Annotated in this window: 18 protein-coding genes; 11 read left to right on the top strand and 7 right to left on the bottom strand. The window is 69.4% G+C overall.

Annotated elements, in window-relative coordinates; translation table 11 throughout:
* Positions 1-160: 160 nt before the first annotated feature.
* Together CP970_RS44975 and CP970_RS18560 are read left to right on the top strand one after the other, a co-directional pair.
* A complete protein-coding gene (locus tag CP970_RS44975; RefSeq protein WP_224058511.1) occupies positions 161-1723 on the top strand; it encodes a helix-turn-helix domain-containing protein in 1563 nt (520 codons plus the stop codon).
* Between the two features lie 24 nt (positions 1724-1747).
* The gene (locus CP970_RS18560) at positions 1748-2956 is read left to right on the top strand and encodes an aminotransferase-like domain-containing protein (protein ID WP_150493569.1); all 1209 of its coding nucleotides are present in this window, start codon (positions 1748-1750) and stop codon (positions 2954-2956) included.
* A gap of 171 nt (positions 2957-3127) precedes the next feature.
* Here the strand turns inward: CP970_RS18560 and CP970_RS18555 are convergent, their stop codons facing one another.
* Positions 3128-4336: an esterase/lipase family protein gene (locus CP970_RS18555; RefSeq protein WP_063806296.1), complete on the bottom strand. Its 1209-nt coding sequence runs from the start codon at positions 4334-4336 to the stop codon at positions 3128-3130.
* 258 nt (positions 4337-4594) lie between these two features.
* The gene (argS, locus tag CP970_RS18550; protein ID WP_055557167.1) at positions 4595-6361 is read right to left on the bottom strand and encodes an arginine--tRNA ligase; all 1767 of its coding nucleotides are present in this window, start codon (positions 6359-6361) and stop codon (positions 4595-4597) included.
* 188 nt (positions 6362-6549) lie between these two features.
* Between argS and lysS the strand changes: the two genes are divergently transcribed.
* The 3 genes from lysS to CP970_RS18535 all read left to right on the top strand — a co-directional run bounded on the left by lysS (position 6550) and on the right by CP970_RS18535 (position 10749).
* Positions 6550-8319 carry a lysine--tRNA ligase gene (lysS, locus tag CP970_RS18545; protein WP_079044107.1) on the top strand — a complete coding sequence of 590 codons (1770 nt, stop codon included), beginning with the start codon at positions 6550-6552 and terminating at the stop codon, positions 8317-8319.
* 111 nt (positions 8320-8430) lie between these two features.
* Positions 8431-8640, top strand: coding sequence for a hypothetical protein (locus CP970_RS18540; RefSeq protein WP_150493567.1), 210 nt, complete (start codon positions 8431-8433; stop codon positions 8638-8640).
* Positions 8641-9132: 492 nt separating this feature from the next.
* Positions 9133-10749: a trypsin-like serine peptidase gene (locus CP970_RS18535; RefSeq protein ID WP_224058509.1), complete on the top strand. Its 1617-nt coding sequence runs from the start codon at positions 9133-9135 to the stop codon at positions 10747-10749.
* Positions 10750-10766: 17 nt separating this feature from the next.
* Here the strand turns inward: CP970_RS18535 and CP970_RS18530 are convergent, their stop codons facing one another.
* The 5 genes from CP970_RS18530 to CP970_RS18510 all read right to left on the bottom strand — a co-directional run bounded on the left by CP970_RS18530 (position 10767) and on the right by CP970_RS18510 (position 15512).
* The gene (locus tag CP970_RS18530; protein ID WP_150493565.1) at positions 10767-12119 is read right to left on the bottom strand and encodes a DUF2637 domain-containing protein; all 1353 of its coding nucleotides are present in this window, start codon (positions 12117-12119) and stop codon (positions 10767-10769) included.
* A gap of 154 nt (positions 12120-12273) precedes the next feature.
* A complete protein-coding gene (locus CP970_RS18525; protein ID WP_150493563.1) occupies positions 12274-13092 on the bottom strand; it encodes an enoyl-CoA hydratase/isomerase family protein in 819 nt (272 codons plus the stop codon).
* Positions 13089-14300: a beta-ketoacyl synthase N-terminal-like domain-containing protein gene (locus CP970_RS18520; protein ID WP_055553078.1), complete on the bottom strand. Its 1212-nt coding sequence runs from the start codon at positions 14298-14300 to the stop codon at positions 13089-13091. The genes CP970_RS18525 and CP970_RS18520 overlap by 4 nt, the downstream gene beginning before the upstream one ends.
* A complete protein-coding gene (locus tag CP970_RS18515; protein ID WP_055553077.1) occupies positions 14297-15172 on the bottom strand; it encodes a hypothetical protein in 876 nt (291 codons plus the stop codon). Before CP970_RS18515 ends, CP970_RS18520 begins: the two co-directional genes overlap by 4 nt.
* 91 nt (positions 15173-15263) lie before the next feature.
* Positions 15264-15512 carry an acyl carrier protein gene (locus CP970_RS18510; RefSeq protein ID WP_055553076.1) on the bottom strand — a complete coding sequence of 83 codons (249 nt, stop codon included), beginning with the start codon at positions 15510-15512 and terminating at the stop codon, positions 15264-15266.
* A 287-nt stretch (positions 15513-15799) separates the two neighbouring features.
* Between CP970_RS18510 and CP970_RS18505 the strand changes: the two genes are divergently transcribed.
* From CP970_RS18505 to CP970_RS18480, 6 genes are read left to right on the top strand one after another with little or no spacing between them, the layout of a single operon-like run.
* Positions 15800-16657, top strand: a complete 858-nt coding sequence (locus CP970_RS18505; protein WP_317987155.1) for a 2OG-Fe dioxygenase family protein — start codon at positions 15800-15802, stop codon at positions 16655-16657.
* A 21-nt stretch (positions 16658-16678) separates the two neighbouring features.
* Positions 16679-17812, top strand: coding sequence for a class-II aminoacyl-tRNA synthetase family protein (locus CP970_RS18500; RefSeq protein WP_150493561.1), 1134 nt, complete (start codon positions 16679-16681; stop codon positions 17810-17812).
* A complete protein-coding gene (locus CP970_RS18495) occupies positions 17800-18051 on the top strand; it encodes a hypothetical protein (protein WP_055553072.1) in 252 nt (83 codons plus the stop codon). Before CP970_RS18500 ends, CP970_RS18495 begins: the two co-directional genes overlap by 13 nt.
* Entirely contained in the window at positions 18048-19451 is a 1404-nt protein-coding gene (locus tag CP970_RS18490; protein ID WP_206188686.1) for an MATE family efflux transporter, read from the top strand. Before CP970_RS18495 ends, CP970_RS18490 begins: the two co-directional genes overlap by 4 nt.
* Before the next feature lie 41 nt (positions 19452-19492).
* Positions 19493-20704, top strand: coding sequence for an ATP-grasp domain-containing protein (locus CP970_RS18485; protein WP_055553071.1), 1212 nt, complete (start codon positions 19493-19495; stop codon positions 20702-20704).
* The gene (locus CP970_RS18480; protein WP_055553069.1) at positions 20701-21981 is read left to right on the top strand and encodes an aspartate aminotransferase family protein; all 1281 of its coding nucleotides are present in this window, start codon (positions 20701-20703) and stop codon (positions 21979-21981) included. Before CP970_RS18485 ends, CP970_RS18480 begins: the two co-directional genes overlap by 4 nt.
* The last annotated feature ends 42 nt before the right edge of the window (positions 21982-22023 follow it).

Here is a 22023-nt window from a genome sequence, read left to right as displayed (position 1 = left end):
TGTGATGCGGGAGACGCGAGCCGCGCCGGGAAGGGCCCGGATGCGGCGTGCTTGTATGGCTCACAGCTTGTGCGGTGCTTTGTCCCAGCGGCCAGCGTGACACGGGGGGTTGGCAGCACCGGGACGTTCGCACGGCTGTGAGCTGCGAAAACTCCGTTCCTTGGAACGGCCGAACGGGATGGGAGAGAGCGTGGGGGCGGGCGATCTCGCGGAGTTGCTGCGGGAGCTGAAGGAGCGGTCGGGGCTCAGCTACGGGACCTTGGCCAAGCGGTTGCATGTGTCGACGTCGACGCTGCACCGGTATGTGAAGGGGACGGCCGTGCCCACGGAGTTCGCTCCGCTGGAGCGGCTCGCCCGGGTGTGCGGGGCCTCGCGCGAGGAGATGGTCGAGGTCCATCGGCGGTGGATCCTGGCCGATGCGTCGAGAGGTGATCGCAGGGAGGGGATGGCCGGTACGGCTGGGGCCGGTGCGGCTGGGTCCGACGCTGCGGGTGCGGCCGCTGCGGGCTCAGGGGCTGATGGCTCGGGTGGGGGCTCTGGTGCCAGTGCCAGTGCTGGTGCCAGTGCTGGTGGTGCCGGAGCTGATGGCTCTGGTGCTGGCGGTTCGGGCTCCGGTGGCTCGGGTGGCTCGGGCGGCTCCGGATCCGTAGGTCCGGACTCGCATCCCGACGACCCCGACGACTCTCCCGACATCGTTATCGGCCGGGCGCCCGCCACGGCAGGCACGCGCACGTGGAAGCGGCTGCCCAGGTCGCGCGTCCTCGTCGCCGCCGGTGTCGTCTTCGCGCTCGGCGCCACCGCCGTCGCCGTGCAGGCCGCGTCCGACGGCGGCAAGCGCGACCGCGCGTCCGTCAACTCCCCGACCGAGCAGGACGGGGAGTGGGGACAGGGTCCTTCCGGCGCCCAGTCCGTCTCGCCCTCGAAGGAGCCGTCGGGAAAGGCGTCCGACAAGGACAAGGACAAGGCGGGCAAGGGCGCGACGGGCTCCGAGGACCCGAAGAGCGAGGGCAAGGCGGGCGAGGACAAGAACGGCGGCGCCCCGAGTAGCGGGGACGGCGGCAAGGGCGGTGCCGGTGCCGGCCAGGGTGGTGTGCCGGTGAGCATCTCCACCCAGCCCCATCAGTGGCCGGGCGGCTGCCCCAGTCCCTACCTCGTCAACAAGTCCCCGACCGAGCTCTCCCCGCCACCCGGGGAACAGGACACCCCCGCCTGGGTGTCCGCGAACGGCGCCGTCGCCGCCCGGGACCAGACCGTGCGGTTCACCGTGCAGGGCAAGGGCAAGGAAACCGTCGTCCTGGAGTCGCTGAACGTCCGCGTCGCCGGATCGAGCGCGCCCCTGGAGTGGAACAACTTCAAAACGGCGTACCTCGGCGTCGGCTGTGGAAGCGGGGTGCCCAAGCACTCCTTCACCACCGACCTGGACTCGGCGGCGCCCGGCCTCAAGCCGGAGGACGAGGCCGACACCTTCCCCTACAAGGTGAGCGCCAACGACCCCGAGGCGTTCTTCGTCGACGCGTCCGTCAACAACCGTTACGTACGCTGGTACTTGGAGCTGACGTGGTCGAGCGGCGGTCGGCGCGGGACCATCCGCATCGACGACGAAGGCAAGCCGTTCGCCACGAGCGGTGACAAGAGCCGTCCCGTGTACGCCTTCTCGCTCAACAGCAAGAAGTGGACGCGGACGAACCGCGACGACGACAACGTGCCAGACCCGCCTGCGTAGCGGGAGAGCGAAGGAGCCCCGCTGATGTCCGTCACCGACGCACCCGTACCCGAGTTGGCAGCCCGCGCCCGTGACGTCGGTGGCTCGCCCGTACGCGCCATCCTCGCGGTCACCGCGCGGCCCGAGGTCATCAACTTCGCGGGCGGCCTGCCCGCGCCCGAACTCTTCGACGCCGACGGCATCGCGGCCGCTTTTCGCGCGGTTCTCGCCGAGGTGCCTGAGCGGGCGCTGCAGTACTCGACGACCGAGGGCGAGCCCACGCTGCGTGCGGCGCTCGCGGGGCGGTTCGCTGTGCGGGGGCTGCCGACTGTGGCTGATGACCTGGTCGTCACCACCGGGTCCCAGCAAGGGCTTTCGCTGCTCGCCACGGCTCTGATCGAGCCCGGTGACACCGTCCTCGTCGAGAATCCGTGTTACCTCGCCGCTCTGCAGGCCTTCGCGTTCGCGGGCGCGCGTGTGGTGCCCGTGCCCTGCGACGAGGCGGGCATCGACCCGGACGCTCTCGATGAACTGGTCGCGCTGCACCGGCCGAAGCTGCTCTACACCGTTCCCACTTTTCAGAACCCGACGGGGCGTACGTTGCCTGCGGAGCGGCGTGCGGCGGTTGCTCGCGTTGCCGGGCGGCGCGGGCTGTGGATCGTCGAGGACGATCCTTACGGGGAGCTGCGGTTCGAGGGCGAGCGGGTGCCTTGGGTTGCGACGTACGCCGGGGCCGAGGACCGGACGGTGCTACTCGGGAGCCTTTCCAAGGTGATGGCGCCGGGGTTGCGGCTGGGGTGGTTGCGGGGGCCTGCGGCGGTGGTGCGGGCTTGTGTTGTCGCCAAGCAGGCGGCGGATCTGCATACGCCTACGGTCAATCAGCTTGCTGCGGCTCGGTACTTGGCGGACTGTGATCTTGATGCGCATGTTGCTCGGGTTGCGGGGGTCTATCGGGAGCGGCGGGACGCGATGCTTGCGGGGCTCGGGGAGGCGTTGCCCTCGGGGGCGAGCTGGATTCGGCCTGAGGGTGGGATGTTCGTCTGGGCGACGTTGCCTGACGGGTACGACGCGGGGGCGTTGTTGCCGGGTGTCATCGCGCATGACGTGGCGTATGTGCCTGGGGCGCCGTTCTTCGCAGGGGCGGTGGATGTGGCTACCCTGCGGCTTTGCTTTGTGACGCAGACTCCCGATGAGATCGGGGAGGGGCTGCGGAGGCTTGGGGAGGGGTTGCGGGTGGGTGGGGGCGGGGCTTAACGATTGCGCAGTTCCCCGCGCCCCTAAAAGATTGCGCCGTTCCCCGCGCCCCTAGACCCCCCGGTTCCCTTCCGCCGTCTGAAGGTGCGGCTTCAAGATTGCGCAGTTCCCCGCGCCCCTAACTGCCTGCGCCGTTCCCCGCACCCCCACAAGTTTCCCCTCGGGGAAGCCCTAGTTGGCCAGCTGGTTCACGATCCACTCGCCCAGTTGCCGCGTCATCGACGTGTGCGGGGTGCTCGTCTCCGAGAGCAGGTAGGAGTGCAGGCCGCTGTTCTCCTCCGACACCTTGCGGAGGTCGGCGAAGGGGTCGGCCTCCGGGGTCGCCAGGTCGAAGTCCAGGAGGTCGACCGCGCTGCCCGAGGGCACGAAGCAGGTGGCCGGGTGGTGCGCGGTCGCGGGTGCGCCGAGCTGCTGGAGGAGGCCCGCCACCAGGCTGAAGTTGCCGAGGGTGCCGCCGGGGGCGCCGTCCAGTTCGGGGATGGTGTCGGTGCGGACGGTGACCGGGTCCGCGCCCGTCTTCGCCAGCTCCGCGACCAGGGCGCCCTTGCCCCCGGGCTGGGTGTAGAGCTTGGTTCCCTTGAGGTCACCCTCGGCGGTCAGGGCGGCCTCACCGGCCTTGATGCCGTTGCCGACGCCCTTGCCGTCGCCGTTCGCGACGCCGATGAGGCGGGGGATCATGGGCCAGTTGCCGAGCTTCTCCAGCGCTTGGAGGAAGGTCTTGCGGTCGTCGTGCATGGCCGGTTCGCCCTCGACCTTGCTGGTGTGCCAGCGCAGCATCTGCTTCGCGGCCGGGCTGCTCACCAGGCTCAGCATGCGCGAGTCGCCGAGCAGGTAGGGGACGAGCTTCTCGATGCCGATGGGCAGCCAGGCGCCGCGGTGCGGGGTGTCGTAGGAGAGGTACACGGCGGTGTTGTGGTTCATCCGCTTGCGTTCCATGTCGGCCAGTGCGTAGCGGGTGATGAGCCCGCCCATGCTGAAGCCGCCGACGGTGAGGAGGGCGTCGCCCTCCTGGCGGGCGATCGCGTTGTGGATGCACTCGGTGGCGACCTTGGCGTTGTCGATGATCGACTTCGTGCGGTCCTGGTAGCCGAGGAGCACCAGGTCGTAGCCGCGCTCGTGCAGGGCGGAGATGAACTTGTAGTCCGGGGAGCCCGCGCCCTCCAGGCCGTAGTAGAGCTCGTTGTACGAGCTGGGCAGGCTGGAGAACCCGTCGGAGAGGATCACGGGCCGCCGGATGTTGTCGTGGCCGGGGGCGCGGTAGACCCACGCGGTGCCGCCGTCCCTGAGCTCCCAGGTCTCGTCAGGGCGCTTCGCTTCGGGGAATTCGACGCGGTTGTTCGGGTCGAGGTCGCCCCAGAAATTGGCCACAGGTGCCGACATGCGTTCCTCCGTACGGTGGGTGATCCGCCGAGAGTGCCCGACGGCTCACCGAACGTAATCGGCGGCGTGTGCGGTACGAGCGAATTCGCGCACCTTTGGCCGTAAACCGGCGGTCGGGGGGAAAAGTGATCTGGGCGAATTCCGGCCATGTATGCACCGATCGCGGCATCCGCGGCTTAAAGACTGCGCAGTTCCCCGCGCCCCCTAAAAAACACCCGCGCCCCCTCGGGAGGGGGCGCGGGCGGGGCAAGGGGCGGGTTACAGGCGCTCGGGGGTCCTGATGCCCAGGAGGGACATTCCCTTGGTCAGGGTGCGGGCCGTGAGGTCGCAGAGGAAGAGGCGGTTCTCCGTCTGGGACGGGGTGTCTGCCTTGAGGACCGGGCACTGGTCGTAGAACGTCGTGTAGAGCGAGGCCAGTTGGTAGAGGTACGCCGCCAGTTTGTGGGGGGCGTACTCCGCCGTCGCGTCCGTGAGCTGTTCGCCGAAGGCGTCCAGGTGGAGGCCCAGCGCCCGCTCCGCGGGGGCGAGTTCGAGTTCCGGGTGGGCGGCGGGGGACGCCGCGTCCGCCTTGCGCAGGATCGACTTGATGCGGGCGTAGGCGTACTGGAGGTAGACCGACGTGTCGCCGTTGAGCGAGACCATCTGGTCCAGGTCGAACTTGTAGTCGCGGTTCGCCGAGGTGGAGAGGTCCGCGTACTTGACCGCGCCGATGCCCACGTAGCGGCCGTTCTCGATGATCTCGGCCTCGGTCAGGCCGATCTTCTCGGCCTTCTCGCGGACCACCGCCGTCGCCCGCTCCACCGCCTCGTCGAGGAGGTCCTCCAGGCGTACCGTCTCGCCCGCGCGCGTCTTGAAGGGCTTGCCGTCGGCGCCGAGCACCGTGCCGTAGCCCATGTTGTGCGCGGTGACGTCGTCGTTCAGCCAGCCCATCCGGCGGGCCGCCTCGAAGACCATCTTGAAGTGGAGGGACTGGCGCACGTCCACCACGTAGAGGAGCGTCGTGGCGTTCAGGTCCAGGACGCGGTCGCGGATCGCGGAGAGGTCGGACGCCGCGTAACCGAAGCCGCCGTCGGCCTTCTGCACGATCAGCGGGACCGGCTGGTCGTCCTTGCCGCGGATCTCGTCGAAGAAGACGACGAGGGCGCCCTCGGAGCGGACGGCCACGCCCGACTCCTCAAGGAGGCGGGCCGTCTCCGGCATCAGGTCGTTGTACGCGGACTCGCCGACGATCTCGTCGTCCCGGACCTCCATGTCCAGCTTCTCGAAGACCGAGTAGAAGTAGACCTTCGACTCGTCCACGAACCGCTGCCAGAGGTCCAGGGTCTCCTTGTCGCCGGACTGCAGGGCGACGACCCGCTTGCGGGCCCGCTCCTTGAACGCCTCGTCGGAGTCGAAGACGGCGCGCGACGCCTTGTAGACCTTGTTCAGGTTCGACATGGCCTGCTCGCCGTCGACGTCCTCGGCGGGGGCCAGGGTGTCCGGGTTCTCGATCAGGTACTGGATGAGCATGCCGAACTGGGTGCCCCAGTCGCCGATGTGGTGGCGGCCGATCGTCTTCTCGCCGGTGAAGTCCAGCATGCCGCGCAGGGCGTCGCCGATGACCGCCGAGCGGAGGTGGCCGACGTGCATCTCCTTCGCCACGTTCGGCTGGGCGTAGTCGATGACCGTCGTGCCCGCGGCGGGGTTCAGCGGGACGCCGAGCCGGTCGCCGTCGGCGGCGCGCGCGGCGAGGGTCTCGGTGATCGCCTTGTCGGTGACCGTCACGTTCAGGAAGCCGGGGCCGGACACCTCGACGTCGGCGAGGAGATCGCCGTTGGTGATCTTCTCGACGACCTGGGTCGCGAGCTCGCGCGGGTTCGCCTTGGCCTTCTTCGCGAGGGCCAGGATGCCGTTGGCCTGGAAGTCCGCTCGGTCGCTCCGTCGCAGCAGCGGGTCCGCGTCGGCGCCGGTCTCCGGCAGGGCAGCCGAGAGGGCGTCCGCGAGGCGCTGGTGGACGGAGGCGGTGAGGGACGTGACCGGGGCCATGAGCTTCCGTTCTCGTAAGTTCTCGAGTTCTCGAGTTCTCGAAAAAATGAGGTGCGTCAGGGTGAGCGTCAAGTGTCCCATGAGCGTGGACGCCGTTTCTCCTGGACAAGAGCAACCCCGGACCGGCTCCTTCCGTCTGGGACAATGGCTGACGCCAGCTTCCGAGAATCCCGAGGAAACAAGAGGACGTGCCGATCGTGGCAGCTCAGAGCACTGATACCACCGACTGGGTCGCCCGCTACGCGGACGAGGTCATCGCCGAGTCGGAGCGTCGTGCCCCGGGCAAACCTGTGGTCGTCGCCTCCGGACTCTCCCCGTCCGGGCCGATCCACCTGGGCAACCTGCGCGAGGTCATGACCCCACACCTGGTCGCCGACGAGATCCGCCGTCGCGGCCTTGAGGTCAGGCACCTGATCTCCTGGGACGACTACGACCGCTACCGCAAGGTCCCGGCCGGTGTCCCCGGCGTCGACGAGTCCTGGGCCGAGCACATCGGCAAGCCGCTGACCTCGGTCCCGGCCCCGGCGGGCTCCGCGTACGCGAACTGGGCCGAGCACTTCAAGGCCGCCATGACCGAGGCGCTCGACGAGCTCGGCGTGGCGTACGACGGGATCAGCCAGACCGCGCAGTACACCTCCGGTGTCTACCGCGAGCAGGTCCTGCACGCGATGAAGCACCGGGGTGACATCGACGGGATCCTCGACCAGTACCGCACCAAGAAGGACCCGTCGAAGGGCGGTAAGGGCGGCAAGCAGTCGCAGAAGCCCGTCGACGAGGCCGAGCTCGAAGCCGCCGAGGGGTCGGGCGCCGCGGGCGAGGACGACGGCAGCGGCGGCACCAGCGGGTACTTCCCGTACAAGCCCTACTGCGGGCGGTGCGAGAAGGACCTGACCGCCGTCGTGTCGTACGACGACGAGACCACCGAGCTCGTCTACACCTGCACGGCCGAGGGCTGCGGCTTCGGCGAGACCGTCCGGCTGAGCGAGTTCAACCGCGGCAAGCTGGTCTGGAAGGTCGACTGGCCGATGCGCTGGGCGTACGAGGGCGTGATCTTCGAGCCGAGCGGTGTCGACCACTCGTCCCCGGGGTCCTCCTTCGTCGTCGGCGGGCAGATCGTCCGGCAGATCTTCGACGGCGTACAGCCGATCGGGCCCATGTACGCCTTCGTGGGCATCAGCGGCATGGCGAAGATGTCGTCCAGCAAGGGCGGCGTGCCGACCCCCGGCGACGCGCTGAAGATCATGGAGGCGCCGCTGCTGCGTTGGCTGTACGCGCGGCGCAAGCCCAATCAGTCGTTCAAGATCGCCTTCGACCAGGAGATCCAGCGGCTCTACGACGAGTGGGACAAGCTGGAGTCCAAGGTCGCGGACGGCTCCGTGCTGCCCGCCGACGCGGCCGCGCACTCGCGGGCCGTGCGGACCGCCGCGGGTGAGCTGCCGCGTACGCCGCGGCCGCTGCCGTACCGGACGCTGGCGTCCGTCGCCGACGTCACCGCCGGGGCGGAGGACCAGACCCTGCGGATCCTGCGCGATCTCGACCCGTCGGCGCCGATCGGGTCGCTCGACGAGGTGCGGCCGCGGCTGGACCGTGCGGAGAACTGGATCACCACGCAGGTGCCTGCCGACGCGCGGACCATCGTGCGGGGCGAGCCGGACGTGGAGCTGCTTTCGTCTTTGGATGAGGAGGGGCGTAAGTCGCTTCGGCTGCTTCTTGAGGGGCTCGACTCGCACTGGTCCCTGGATGGTCTGACCCATCTGGTGTACGGCGTGCCGAAGGTGCGGGCCGGGTTCTCCCCGGACGCTACGGCGAAGGAGCTGCCGCCGGAGATCAAGGTCGCGCAGCGGTCGTTCTTCGCGCTGCTCTACCGGCTGCTCGTCACTCGGGAGACCGGGCCTCGGCTGCCTACGCTTCTGCTCGCCGTGGGCGCGGAGCGGGTGCGGAAGTTGCTCGGCGCGTAGGTGGGGTGTGGGTGTCGGTGCCGGGGTGCCTCGGCGCTGCATCCTTTGGACTACCCGTGGATCCGCCGGGGGCAGGACGAATTCGTCTCTGTCCCCGGCGATTCTCTTTGTATGAAGGAAATCATCGCCGTTGTTGGGTGGGTCGTCGGGGTTCAGGGCGGGCTGGGGGTTGGTGGGCGGGTCTTTGGGGATGAGCCCTGGGGGCTGTTGCACAAGTGGTGGGATGTGCCTACGCCGCTGTATGTGGTGCTGTTTGTGGGAGGCGTCTCTGTTGCGGTTTATGCGGAGGTTGCCAAGAAGCGGAAGTCTTGGGCGGCTTGACGTTCCCTGCGGGTGGGTGGGGGCGGGGTTCAAGATTGCGCCGTTCCTCGCGCCCCTAAAAGATTGCGCCGTTCCCCGCGCCCCTAGACCCCCCGGTTCCCTTCCGCCGTTTGAGGGTGCGGCTTAAAGATTGCGCAGTTCCCCGCGCCCCTAACTGCCTGCGCAGTTCCCCGCGCCCCTGACTGCCTGCGCCGTTTCCCGCGCCCCTGACTGCCTGCGCCGTTTCCCGCGCCCCTGACTGCCTGCGCCGTTCCTCGCACCTCTAACCTTGCCCCTCAGGCCTGAGGTTGTAGCAGGAAGGTAGTTGTGCGCAGTTCTTGTTGGGTGAGAGCCGTCTCTGTGGGGGTGGGGGGTGCGTTGCTCGCCGCTTCGGCGGTTACCGCCTTCGCCGTGCCGAAGCCGTCAACTGGCGGTGAGAGTTGGGCCGTTCCGCGCGAGAGTGGCGGGGGATGGGGGGTTCGGAGTGCGGAGGAGTTCTGGACCGTTGCGCGTATGGAGTCGGCTACGCCGCCTCAGCCGCAGGGGGAGGGGACTGGGGAGAGCGCTGAGGAAGGGGCGTTGAAGGTGGCGGCTTCTCGCGGCGTTGTTTATGGCGATCGTGCTCAGGTTGATTACCAAGGGTCCAAGACCGTCGGCGTTCTGTACTTCGTCGACAAAGGCATGGCCACGCACAACTGCACCGCCAGCGTCGTGCACAGCCCCAAGGGCAATCTGATCCTCACCGCCGGTCACTGCGGCAACGGTGACAAGTACGCCTTCGTGCCCCAGTACCGCACGGGCAAGGCGCCCGCGCGGCAGCCCCATGGCATCTGGGCCGTCGACCGGGTCTTCAAGGATCCGCGGCACACCGCCTACGGGCCAGGATCCGACCTCGACTTCGCCTTCGCCACGGTCAAGCCCGACAAGCTCGGCCGTCAGATCGAGAAGGTCACCGGCGCCAACACGCTTACCCGTACGCCCAGTTACCGCGTGCAGGTCACCGTCATGGGCTATCCGTCGGCCAGGAACGCCCCCAAGGACCAGGCGATCAAGTGCCGGACGAAGACCACCCGGCTCTCCGGGTACAAGCAGCTGCGCATGGAGTGCGGCGGCTTCTTCGGCGGTACGTCGGGCAGCCCCTGGCTGATGAACTTCGACGAGAGGACCAAGACGGGGCAGGTCGTCGGCAACATCGGCGGCGCCGGTGGCGGCGGTGCCACTGATTCCGTCTCGTACGCGCCGTTCTATGATGATCAGGTCTTCGCGCTCTATGGTGACGCGGTGCGTGATGTTGGAGTCGTCGAGCGTCCGCCGTTTCCCAACTCCCTTGGTGCAGGGGAGACTTGGCAGCACGCGAAGCAGTTTGCCGGCGGTGACTACACCGGTGACGGCAGCGCCGATCTGCTCGTCGTCTGGAAGGACGGCGAGGTCACCCTCCACCCGGGCGACGGCAGGGGCGGCTTCACCGCGGAACGGCGGCTGCGGAAGGCCAACCCCGCCTGGAAGCAGGCCGTGACGATCACCGGCGGCGACTTCACCGGCGAGGGACTCTCCGACCTGATGGTGCGCTGGTCCGACGGCAAGGTCAGCCTGTACCCGGACGTGAGCGCCGCGGGCTTCGGCAAGGAGATCGAGCTCGCCGCCGCCAAGTCCACCTGGAAGCACGCCGTACAGATCACCGCGGGTCGCTTCAGCGGCAACGAGCGGGTCGACGACGTGGTCGTACGCTGGAGCGATGGCGAGGTCAGCCTCTATAGGGATGTCGATCGCCGCGGCTTCGTCAAGGAGAGCAGGCTTCGGAAGGCCGGGCCCATTTGGAAGAGTGCCGGTCTGGTTGCCAGTGGTGACTTCACCGGTAACCGGTCCTGGGACATCGTCGTCCGTTGGGGCAGCGGCAAGCTCAGCCTCTACCAGGACGTGGGCGCGGGTGGCATCGGCAAGGAGACGCAGCTGCGGGCGCCGAGTGCCTCGTGGAAGAACGCCCAGGTGATGACCGCCGGCAACTACACCGCCAACGGCCGCCCCGACGACCTGGTCGTGCGTCGCGGCGACGGGGCGGTCACCCTCTACGCCGACACCGGCACCGCCCTCGGCGCCGAGCGCAATCTCGTGCCGCCCAGGGCGTCCTGAGTTACTGGGGTGCTGAGTTACGCGATGTGGTCTTCCATCAGCTCGTCGTTGAGCCGGGCCGTGAACTGGTCCATGTAGCTGTTCAGCGCGCGGGACTGGAGGCGCAGGCCGTACGTCGCCTCGACGTTGGCCGCGAACGCGCCCGGGGTGGGCATGCCCTCGCCCCCTATCGAGTAGCGGAACACCTCGTAGAGCTCCTCGTCGGTGGGGGCGGCGGGGGGCTCGGGGGCGGGCTGGGGTTCCGGCTGGGGGGAGCCGTCGCCTAGCGGGCGTGTGCCGCCTGCTCCGTTCGGTACCGGGAACTCCTGGGCGGGCTGCTCGTGTTGCGCGGGCTGCTCGTGCTGCACCTGCACTTGCTGCTGCGTCTGCTGCGTCTGCTGCGGCACCTGCACCTGCTGCGTCTGCTGGCCTTGCTGTTCCTGCTGGAGGCGTTCCTGCTCGGCGTACCACTCGTCGTACGGGACCACGGGCTCGTACGAGGCGTTGTGCGCCGAGAACCAGGGGCTCGCGTGCTGGGCCACCGGGAGCGTTTCGACCGGGGCCTCGGGCTGCTGGGGCTGGGGCTGGGGCTGGGGATGGGCGGGTTCCGGAGTCTGGGCGGGGAGCGCGGCGGCCAGTTGGGGTTGCTGGGGCTGTGCGGTCTGCTCCGGGGCCGGTTCCACCGCCTTCGGCGCGGGCGGCAGCAGGACCGGTTCGATGCCCGCCGCCGCGAGGCCCGCGGGGGCGGTCTCCGCGAGCGGGACGCCGAAGCGGGCCAGGCGCAGCGGCATCAGCGACTCGACCGGGGCCTTGCGGCGCCAGGAGCGGCCGAAGCGGGCCTGGAGGCGGGCCTGGTAGACGAGGCGGTCCTGTTCGAGCTTGATGACCTGCTCGTAGGAGCGCAGTTCCCACAGCTTCATCCGGCGCCACAGTTTGAACGTGGGGACCGGCGAGAGCAGCCAGCGCGTGAGGCGCACGCCCTCCATGTGCTTGTCGGCCGTGATGTCCGCGATCCGGCCCACCGCGTGCCGCGCCGCCTCGACCGAGACCACGAAGAGCACCGGGATGACCGCGTGCATGCCCACGCCGAGCGGGTCGGGCCAGGCCGCCGCGCCGTTGAACGCGATGGTCGCCGCCGTCAGCAGCCACGCCGTCTGGCGCAGGAGCGGGAACGGGATGCGGATCCAGGTCAGCAGGAGGTCGAGGGCGAGCAGGACGCAGATGCCCGCGTCGATGCCGATCGGGAAGACCACCGAGAAGCCGCCGAAGCCCTTCTTCTCGGCGAGTTCGCGCACGGCCGCGTACGACCCCGCGAAGCCGATTCCGGCGATGACGACGGCACCGGCGACGACCACCCCGATGAGTATCCGGTGCGTCCGTGTCAGCTGCATCGCGGCCACCCGCGAACCCCTCCCTGTACGGCCTGTGTCGGCTTGTTGCGTGCGACAGCCTGGCACATGCGTACGGGAGGGAGGGCGCGGGGCCGGTGGAGAGGGGTGTTTCTCAGGCGTCCATCAGGCTTCCACCAGCGGCTCTCAGCGGCTCTCAGCGGCCTTCGTACTCCGTTTCGTGCTCCGGACCGTCCGTCAGGAACGCCGTGACGGCGCGTCGGTGGTCGCCGGTCCCCGTGACGTCGGCGGCGATGTGCGGCAGGGCGTCGTCCGCCGCCGCGATGCCGTCGGTCAGGCACCGGCGCACGATCTCCTTGGTGGCCCGATGGGCGGCGGTCGGTCCGGTGGCGAGGCGCATCGCGTACGCGCGGGCGTCGGTGTCGAAGGACGCCTGCGGCAGCAGGGCGTTGACCACGCCCCAGTCGGCGAGCACGGACCCGCGGTAGAGGTCGCCCGTCATGACGAGCTCACGCGCCCGGGACGGGCCCGCGCGCAGGGCGAGCCGCTGGGTGCCTCCCATCGACGGAGTGAACGCGATCTTCCGCTCGACCAGGCCGAACCGGGCCTGCGCGGTCGCCACCACCAGGTCACAGGCCAGGGCCAGTTCGAAGGCGGCGGTCAGGGTCAGCGAGTGCGCGGCGAACACGGTGGGGCAGGGCAGCGCCTCCAACGCCTGGGTGACGCCCAGCTTCGTACGCCAGAAGGACTCCGCGTCGGCCGGGTCGAGGTCGGCGAAGACGCGTACGTCGACGCCCGCGCTGACGACCCGGCCCTCGGCGCGGACGAGGAGCGCGCGGGGCGGATGGGCGGTCAGCCACTCGACCGCGTCCGCCCACGCCCCCCACATCGCCTCGTCGAACAGGTTCATCGGCGCGCTGTCCATGGAGAGGACGGCGAGCGGCCCGTCGAAGGTGAGGCGCAGCACCGACTTTTCGCCCGTGAGGGACGAAGGGACGGACGGGGGGACCGTCATGACGCGCTCCGGAAGATGCTGATCGCGTTGTTGCCGCCGAAGCCGAACGCGTTGTTCTGGACGTGCCGCAGGTCCGGTACGGAGAGCGGCTCCCCGGTGACCAGGTTGATGTCCAGCTCGACGTCGTCGGGGTCGACCGCGGTCGGCGGTACCTGGCGGTGCCGCAGCGCCAGACAGGCCGCCACGACTCCGGCCGCGCCCGCCGCGCCCATCAGGTGCCCGATGGTGCTCTTGATCGCGGTGACCGCCGCCCGCGGGTACCGCTCCGCGAAGATGCCGCCCTCGATGGTGTCGTTGGCCCTGCTGCCCGTGCCGTGCGCGAAGATCACGTCGATGTCGTCGGCCTTGAGCCCGGCCTCCTCCAGCGAACGCCGGTGACAGGCGGCGACGCCCTCGCGGTCGGGGGCCGTCGGGTGGCTCGCGTCGTTGCTGATGGCGGTGGCGAGCACCTCCGCGTACGGAGTCGCGTCCGGGCGGAGCGCGCGCTCGGTCTGCAGCACGAACATGCCCGAGCCCTCCGACGGCGTGACGAAGCGCCGCCCCTTGGTGAAGGGCTTGCAGGGCTTGGGGCCGATGGCCTGGAGGGTGTTGAACCCGATGATGTTCTTCTCCGAGTACGGGTCGCAGCCCCCGACCACGGCGGTGTCCGCGATGCCCGCGCGGAGCATCTCCAAGGCGCAGGACAGCGCGACGTTCGCCGACGCGCAGGTGCTCTGGAGCAGGTAGGCGGGGCCCGAAGCACCGACCGTGCGGGCCACGCCCTGGGCGATGGAGTAGCTGGCGAACCCGCCGGTGCCGGTGGCGTCCCCGCGCCCCGCGACCACGTCCTCCAGCGCCTCCGCCTGGCCGTCACTGCTGCCGACGCAGACGACGGCGGAGCGCAGCGCGGCGTCCCCGGGGGTGAGACCGGCGTCCCGCAGCGCCTCAAGGGCGGCGAACTCCGCGAACAGGGACGCGGCCCTCGGGCGCTCCCTGGTGACCGCGTCCACGCGCGCGAGCGCGGTCTCGCGGGCCTCCTGGGGCACCCGCCCGCCGAGGATGCCGGGCTTCATCCCCGCGTACAGCGGAGGCAGTTCCTCGAAGCGGCTGCGGCCCGCGCACAGGTCGTTCCAGAAGGGCTCGACGCCCGCGCCCGCGGGCGAGATGACGCCGAGCCCGGTGATGAAGACCCTCGCTGATCCAGTGGTGCTCGCTGCTCCCCGGCTCACAGGGACCTCCCGCTCGTGCTGTTCGCTTGTCTCCGGGTCACCGTCACGGTGGCGTGCCTGCCGTCGGGGGCGTGGCATTCGAGTACCGCGCGCTCCGCGGGTGCCAGGGAGTGGACCAGGTCCAGGAAGGCGCGGGTGGCGAAGGCGCTGTTGCGCTCGGCGAACGCGACGGGGGAGGTGCCTTCGGCGGTGGCGTCGGTGCCGCCTGACCTGCGCACCGTGCGCAGCGCGCCCTTGTACGGCTCGTCGGCCGCGCCGAACGCGAACTCGGCGGTGAACTCCGCGCCCTTGCGCAGGAAGGCGTGCGTGACGCCGTCCCGGCAGGTGGCGTCGGGCGCGTCGAGTGCCGCGTCGGCGACGGCCTCCGGTGCGTAGACGTCGCCGATCAGGAGGCGGCCGACGTCGGAGCGCTCCTGGTGCAGGGTCGACAGGGCCTGCCAGAGGGCCACGACCGGGGTGAGCGTCCCCGCGTTGATCGTCATGCTGCGGCCGGTCGCCCCGGTGCGGATGTTGACGAACGCCGACGCCGAACTGGACGTGGCGTTGGGGAAGTACTGGGCGGACAGCAGCCGCCCCTTCTCGGCCGCGGCGCGCTGCAGGCCCGCGAGGGCCGCGGTGTTGCCGTACTCGGTGCCGATCACGATGGTGTCGTCCGTGCGGGCGGGGGCCTCGTCCGTACGCTCCGACTCCGGGGGAGCCTCGCCGCCGCCGAGGACGAGGTAGAGGCAGATGCGCGTGAACGCGTCGCGGAACTTGTCTCCGGCGGTGCCGATGACCTCGTGCAGATCGGGGGGCAGGCCCTCGTGTTCGTCCTGGCCGGCCGCGGGGCCGGGCGCGCACAGCGCGACCGGGCCCAGGGTGAACTCAAACAACGCATACTCCGTGGCGCTGGAATCGGGTGGGCGGGCGCGCGGAACCTCGGGCTCCGACGTGCGGAACCTCAGGTTCCGACGTGCGGAACCGTCAGGCTCCGACGTGCTCGCTCACCTGGCGCTGGAGATCTCCGACCGTGACCAGATCACGGGAGAATTCATCGCCGAGTTCGATGTCCAGGACGGCCTCCACCTGAACGACGATGTCGATCAGCTTGAGGGAGTCGATGTTCAGATCGGCCTTGAGGTCCTGCTCGGCCGAGATTTCAAAGGATTCCGGCAGTTCGGCGATCTCCTTGAGGACTTCGGAAATGCGCTCGTCGATGACAATGCTCGACATTATTCCCCCATGTTTCCAGACTGGCTTGTCGGTCACGGATGTAATCACGGGGTCGTCCGGCTGTCAACGAAACCAAGGTCAAGATTTCCCCCGTCTCCTCAAGCATGGATAGGTCAATCTTCAATCACTTCCATGTGGGGGGAAAGGGGTATGCCCCGCACTGGCGGAGCGGTGAACTCCGGGCGACTTCCTCCGTGATTTCCGGGCGGCCACGCAATAAAAGATGCATAGAATCGGACAAAAGGGCCCGCATGTCCTGTCATCAGCGCTAACAGTGCGTCATCTCGGTGACTTGCATCACGTTGAGTTGCTGTGTTCGCCCGGCTACTGTCTGCCGCATCGAAGCTTTCATCGATTCACGGGGGATTTTTGCTGTGCCCGAAAACATCTCTACTCTCGCCCGCCAGGGATACGACCGATGGGATCTTGGATCCCATTTCGGAATAGGCGAGGAAGACGCCGACTACAAGGCGCTCAGGGCCGCTTACGACGATCTCCCCGAAGACCCTTACGCGACCGGCTCCGGACGCTACCGCCGCTATGCGCGCGGTGTATTCCTGCCGTGGTCCAAGGAATTCTTCTGGATGCCCGCCACGGAAAGCCAGGCGCGGGACGGCATGAACGGCTACTACCAGGGCGACAACAATCCCGAGTACGTGAACGTCACTCGCGATCTCCCCGCGATCAGCGACGAGGTGTGCAACAACAAGCTCCTCCTCGACATGATCCAGTTCGACTTCTCCCAGACGCACTGGAACGAGGACGACTCGGTCTGGCCCCTCTACGTAGGGGTCCACCTGATCAAGCTGCACATCGCCGAGGACGGCTACGAGGCGGTGTCGTCGCCGAACGAGCTGCACCAGGACGGCGAGCCCTACGTGTTCGCCCACATGATCTACCGGCACAACGCCGAGGGCGGCGCCAACCTCATCGCCACCCCCGACTACCGCGGCAAGCAGCCCGAGGACGTGCCGCCCGCCGACCGGCTCGCCGAGTTCCAGATGGAGCGCCCGCTGGAGGCGTACGCCATCACGGACGACCTCGTCAGCCACTACGTCGGTCCCATCCGCAAGGGCAGCGCCCCGGAGCCGGGCGAGCGGGCCATCCTGCTCGCCGACTGGGTCCCGATGCGTCACCGCATCTGAGAAGGGCGCGAGGTGAACGGCGTGCGATACCGCCACGAGCGCCCGGTGGACGCCGGGACCGCCGACGAACTGCGTAAAGCCCTCGGGTTCCACTACGACGGCGTCACCGTCGAACTCCTGGACAAGGGCGTCGAAGTAGGCGTCCCCGCCGGGCCGACCGAGGCCGAACTGGGGGAAATGGTCCGGCACTTCCTGCGCGGACACCGCGCGGTGGCCGCCACGGTCATCACCGAGCAGGCGGGGAGCCCCGGCCTCGCCTGCACCCTGCCCGACGACGACCGGATCGCCGTCGCCAGGGGCGCCTATCTGCACGGGCCCGAGTGGACCGCGGCCATGGACCACGTGCGCGCACTGTGTCGGGAGCGCCTCGCCGAGCCGTTCGGGGCGCCGCTCCTGGCAGGCTCGGCGCAGATCTCCCGGGACGTGCTCGTACGGGCGGGTTACTACCAGAAGTTCCCGAACCTGGTGAACGCCGTCGCCCGCATCCGCGACCACTACTGGGACGGCGTCACCGTCTCCCAGCTGCGGCCCAACCAGGCCGGGGCGCTCGACTCCTTCTACGCCCCGGGGGAGACCGTCCTCACGCCCGTCACCTGCTACCACGTGTACGAGAACGCGGCAGAGCTCAAGAGCCGTTACGACACCGGGGTGTTCGCGATCGACGGGCCGGTGTTCCGGCACGAGTCGCGCAACCACAGCGCCACCCGGCTCGGCGAGTTCAGGATGTTCGAACTCGTCGGGCTCGGCGGCGCCGAGGACATCGCGGCGGACTTCGAGCGGATGCTGAAGGCGTTCACCGCGTTCTTCGCCGACCTCGGCATCCCGCACCGCATCGTCAGCGCGTCCGACGCGTTCTTCGGGGACGCGCCGACCATGACGCGCGAGGCCCAGCTGCTCAACAAGAGCAAGTTCGAGGTGCGGGTGCCGCTCGGCGACGGCGAACTCTCCGTGGCCAGCGTCAACGCGCACGGCGAGGTGTTCGCCGACTCGTTCGGCCTGCGCGAGCTCGGCACCGACGCGACCTGCTGCGCCGGGATCGGCCTGGACCGCCTCACCTACGCCCTGCTGTCGTACGGACTGCTCGGCACGAAGGACCACCGGCCAGCCGGTTCCGCAATCCGACCCACCGGGGGAATGAAGTCATGGAAGACCTGAAGAACACCGTCGACGCCCTCCTCGAGCAGCTCGCGGCCGCGCGCGACGTCCCCGCAGACGCCGAACCCAACAAGATCGTCGTCAGCTCCCTCGACCAGATGCGGTTCCTGGTGGGCATCGAGGAGCGGCTCGACGTGATGCTGGACGTCGGCGACGTACTGCCCTTCGACCTGTCCAGCCGAGACGCCCTGCTCAAGAGCGTCCACGACCTGCTCGTCGAGTCCGGGGTGACTCCGTGACCCAGCGGGCCCGGCTGCTCGACCTGGCCACGGTGCGCGATGTCGTCCGCGTCTCGGTGCCTTTGATGTTCGGCATGGTCGGCAATCTGATCCTGATGCTGGTAGACCGGATCTGCCTGGCCCGCTACTCGGAGGACGCGCTCAAGGCGTCGGGACCCGCCGTCTTCACCGCCACCACGGTGGTCATGGTGACCACCGGCGCGGTCGGCATCACCCGCTCGTACGTCGCGCAGGCACACGGCCGCGGCGACGAGCGGGACGCGATGGACGAGGGCGCCAACGGATTCGTCGTCGGCGTGCTCCTGTCCGTGCTGCTCCTGCTGTCCACCCCGCTCCTGATGTGGGTGCCGACGCTCAGCGGACAGCCCGAGCACATCCAGGACCTCGAAGCGCAGTTCCTGGGTCTCTCCACGCTGTACGGCAGCGTCATGACCCTCAACATGGCGCTCTCCTCGTACTTCAACGGCATGGGCCGCACCCGGGTGCCGATGGCCGTCGGCATCGCCGGACAGATCGTCGGCGTCGTCATGACGGTCGGCCTGGTCTTCGGCCGCTTCGGTCTGCCGGAGCTCGGCATGCGGGGCTCCGCGCTCGGCACGCTCAGCGCCGTCTCCGTCATGTTCGTCGGATACGTTGTGTTCCTGCCCAAGGGGTACGCCGCGGGATTCGGCAGGCTCTGGCGCAAGGGCGGCCGACGGATCGCCGACGTGCTGTGGCTGCGCCTGCGGCGCGGCGCGCCCGCCGGTGGCTCGCTCAGCCTTGAGGAGCTGGGCCAGACCGCGTTCGTCTGGCTGGCCGGGGTGCTCGGCTCGGTGGCGCTGGCCGCCAACAACGTCGCGCTGTCCCTCAACTACGCCGCCGTCATCCCCCTGATCGGCCTGGGCATGGGCTGCAACATCCTGTGCGGAAAGGCCGTCGGCGCCGGACTCCACCAGAGCATCCCGCACATCATGCGCGTCACCCTGACCATCTCGGGCGCCTACGTGGCCGTGGTCGCCGTCTTCCAGATCGCCACCCCGACCCTGCTGCTCAGCCCCTTCGGTCTCGACGGCGCCGACTCCGCCGTGACCTCCCACGCCGTGGACGCCTCGCGGGTCCTGTGGACGTACTCCCTGGCCTTCATGTTCTCGATGGTCGGCTCCGCCGTCCTGGAGTGCCTCGGGCTCGCGCGCTTCGGATTCGTGGCGCGGATCGTCCTCATGTGGTGCCTGTGCGTTCCCACGATCATCGCGTTCGTGCTGCTCAACCGCGACGACCCGGACGTGCTCCCGGTCATGTGGGTGATCTTCTCCGCCTTCGAAGCGGTGATGGCCGCGGTCTGCCTGTGGCGCGTCAAGCGGGCCGTCGGCAACCAGGAGAACCGGCTCCACACCACCGAACAGGTCGAGCAGACCGCCTGACCGAATCATCAGACAGCCAGACAGAGAGTGTGGCCCCTTCCGTGAACGTACTGCTCCTCGGCCGCGAGGAAGACTGCCGCGACTACCTCGACTACGCCCACGGCCACGGCTTCACCGTGCGGTTCTTCGACCCGCCACAGCTCGCCGCCGACGACCGGGAGAACTGGCGCAGCACCGTCGTCGACGCCGCGCGGGACGCCGTGGACCTCGAAGGACTCGACGACGCCATCTCCTTCCACGACAGCTACCAGATCCAACTGGAGCTGATCCGCGGCGAACTGGGCATGCCCACCCGCGACATCGACACCCTGCTGTGCCTCGCCGACAAGACCCGCTTCAAGGCGCACCCCGCCGTCCGCGACCACATCACCCGCCACATCGAGCTCGACCCCTCGGCGAAGGCCCCCGCGGCGCTCGCCGCCGTCACCGACGCCCTCACCTTCCCCGTCGTGGTCAAGCCGTCCAACGGCTTCTACAGCGCGGGCGTGGTCAAGGCCGAGACGCCCGCCGATTTCCCCAAGGCGTTCCTGCAGACCAAGCGCGTCTGCACCGTCCTGCGCGAGGGCGCGGGCCAGTCCCGGATGCTCGCCGAGGAGTACCTCGACGGCAACGAGTACGCCATCGACGGCTTCGTCAGCGACGGCCGGATCATCCCCCTCCAGATCCACCGCAAGCTGCCGCCGCTGGTGGGCCCCCTCTTCCACGAAGTGGCCTACCTGACCGAGCCGTTCGACGCCGAACAGGGCCGCGACTTCACCGCGCTTCTGGAGAGCGTGATCCCCGGCGTCGGCCTGGACAACTCGCCCTTCCACGCCGAGTTCCGCTTCGACGGACAGGGCGGCCTGCGCGTCCTCGAACTCGCGCCCAGGCTCTGCGGCGGCGGCACCACCACCTACCAGCAACTGCGCATCTGCACCGGCCTCGACGCGTACGGCCTGCTCCACCAGCTGGGCAGGGAGCCCCTCGCGCCCGAACCGACGCACCACAAGGTGGCCCTGGAGTACGACGCCCCCATCGAGCGCAGCGGCTTCCTCAAGAACACCGCACGCGCGGTCGACGTGTGCCACAAGAACGACGTCACCACCGTGCACCTGCACCGCGCCGACGGCCAGTTCGTGCTCGCCCCGCCGCTCAACTTCGAGACGGTCCTGACCGCCTACTTCGCCCGCGACACCCGCGAAGAGGCCGAGGCCCTGCTGGACGTCCTGATGACCGACTGCACGATCGACACCGAAACGGAAAAGACCTCATGAGGCCGGAAATCAAGCGCGCCCAGCACACCATCCCCGTCGGCGCCAGCTCGCCGCTGCGCGCCTGCCGCAACGTGGGCACCGACCCGCTGGTCGTCGCCGAGGCGCACGGCCAGTACCTCCACGACGTCGACGGCACCCGCTACATCGACTTCATGTACGGGTTCGGGCCGCTGATCCTCGGCCACGCCCCCGAGGCCGTCAGCACCGCCATCGCCCGCCAGGCCGCCAACGGCACGCTGTTCGGGACGTACTGCACGCAGGAGATCGAGCTCGCCGAGCGCATCACCGCGACCGCCGACCACCTGGAGCAGCTGCGCTTCGTGTGCAGCGGCACCGAAGCCGTCATGTCCACCCTGCGCCTGGCCCGCGCCTACACGGGCCGCACCCGCGTACTGCGCTTCAACGGCGGCTACCACGGCCACTTCGACCTCGTCCAGAACAAGGACGAGACGCGGATGCGCGACTCCGGACTCGACCCGGCCGCCATGCGCTCCAACGTCTTCGCCGAGTACAACGACGCCGCCAGCGTCGAGCGGGCCTTCGCCGAGAGCCCCGGCGAGATCGCGGCCGTCGTCGTCGAGCCCATCGCCTGCAACATGTCCCTCGTCATGCCCGAGGAAGGCTTCCTCGCCGACCTGCGCCGCATCTGCGACCGCGAGGGCGCGGTGCTCATCTTCGACGAGGTCATCACCGGCTTCCGGCTCACCTACGGCCCCGCCAGCAACCTGCTCGGCGTCAGCCCCGACCTCACCGCCTTCGGCAAGATCATCGGCGGTGGCACGCCCGTCGGCGCGTTCGGCGGCCGCCGCGACATCATGCGCCTCCTCGACGAGGAGCGCGTCCTGCAGGGCGGCACCCTCTCCGGCAACCCGCTGACCATGGCGGCGGGCCTCGCCACCCTCGACGCCCTCGCGCAGCCCGGCTTCTACGAGGAGCTGGAGCGCAAGGGCGCCCTCCTGGAAGCCGCCGTCGAGCGCCACCGGGCCGCGAAGGGACTCGACTTCACCTTCACCAGGACCGGCAGCATCTTCGCGTTCATCTTCGTCCCGCAGGCTGCCCCCGTCCGCGTCAAGGCGGACGTCGCCGCGCAGGCGCAGTCGCCGTACACCACGATGTACGCGGGCCTGCGCACGGCCGGATACCACCTGGCGCCCGACATCGAGGAGCCGATGTACGTCTCCGCCGAGACGACCGACGAGACCCTCGAGGACTTCGCGGCCCGCGCCGTCGCCCTCCTCGCCACGGACCCGAACACCCCGGCCCTCGCCCCCGCCTAGGCCCTTCGCGGGCCGTGCTCCCCGGGGCACGGCCCGCCCCCG

The sequence above is a fragment of the Streptomyces kanamyceticus genome, from assembly GCF_008704495.1.
GTDB classification, from domain to species: Bacteria; Actinomycetota; Actinomycetes; order Streptomycetales; family Streptomycetaceae; genus Streptomyces; species Streptomyces kanamyceticus.
The sequence above is the reverse complement of the archived record's forward strand: the minus strand, read 5'-3'. Positions and strand labels throughout refer to the sequence as shown.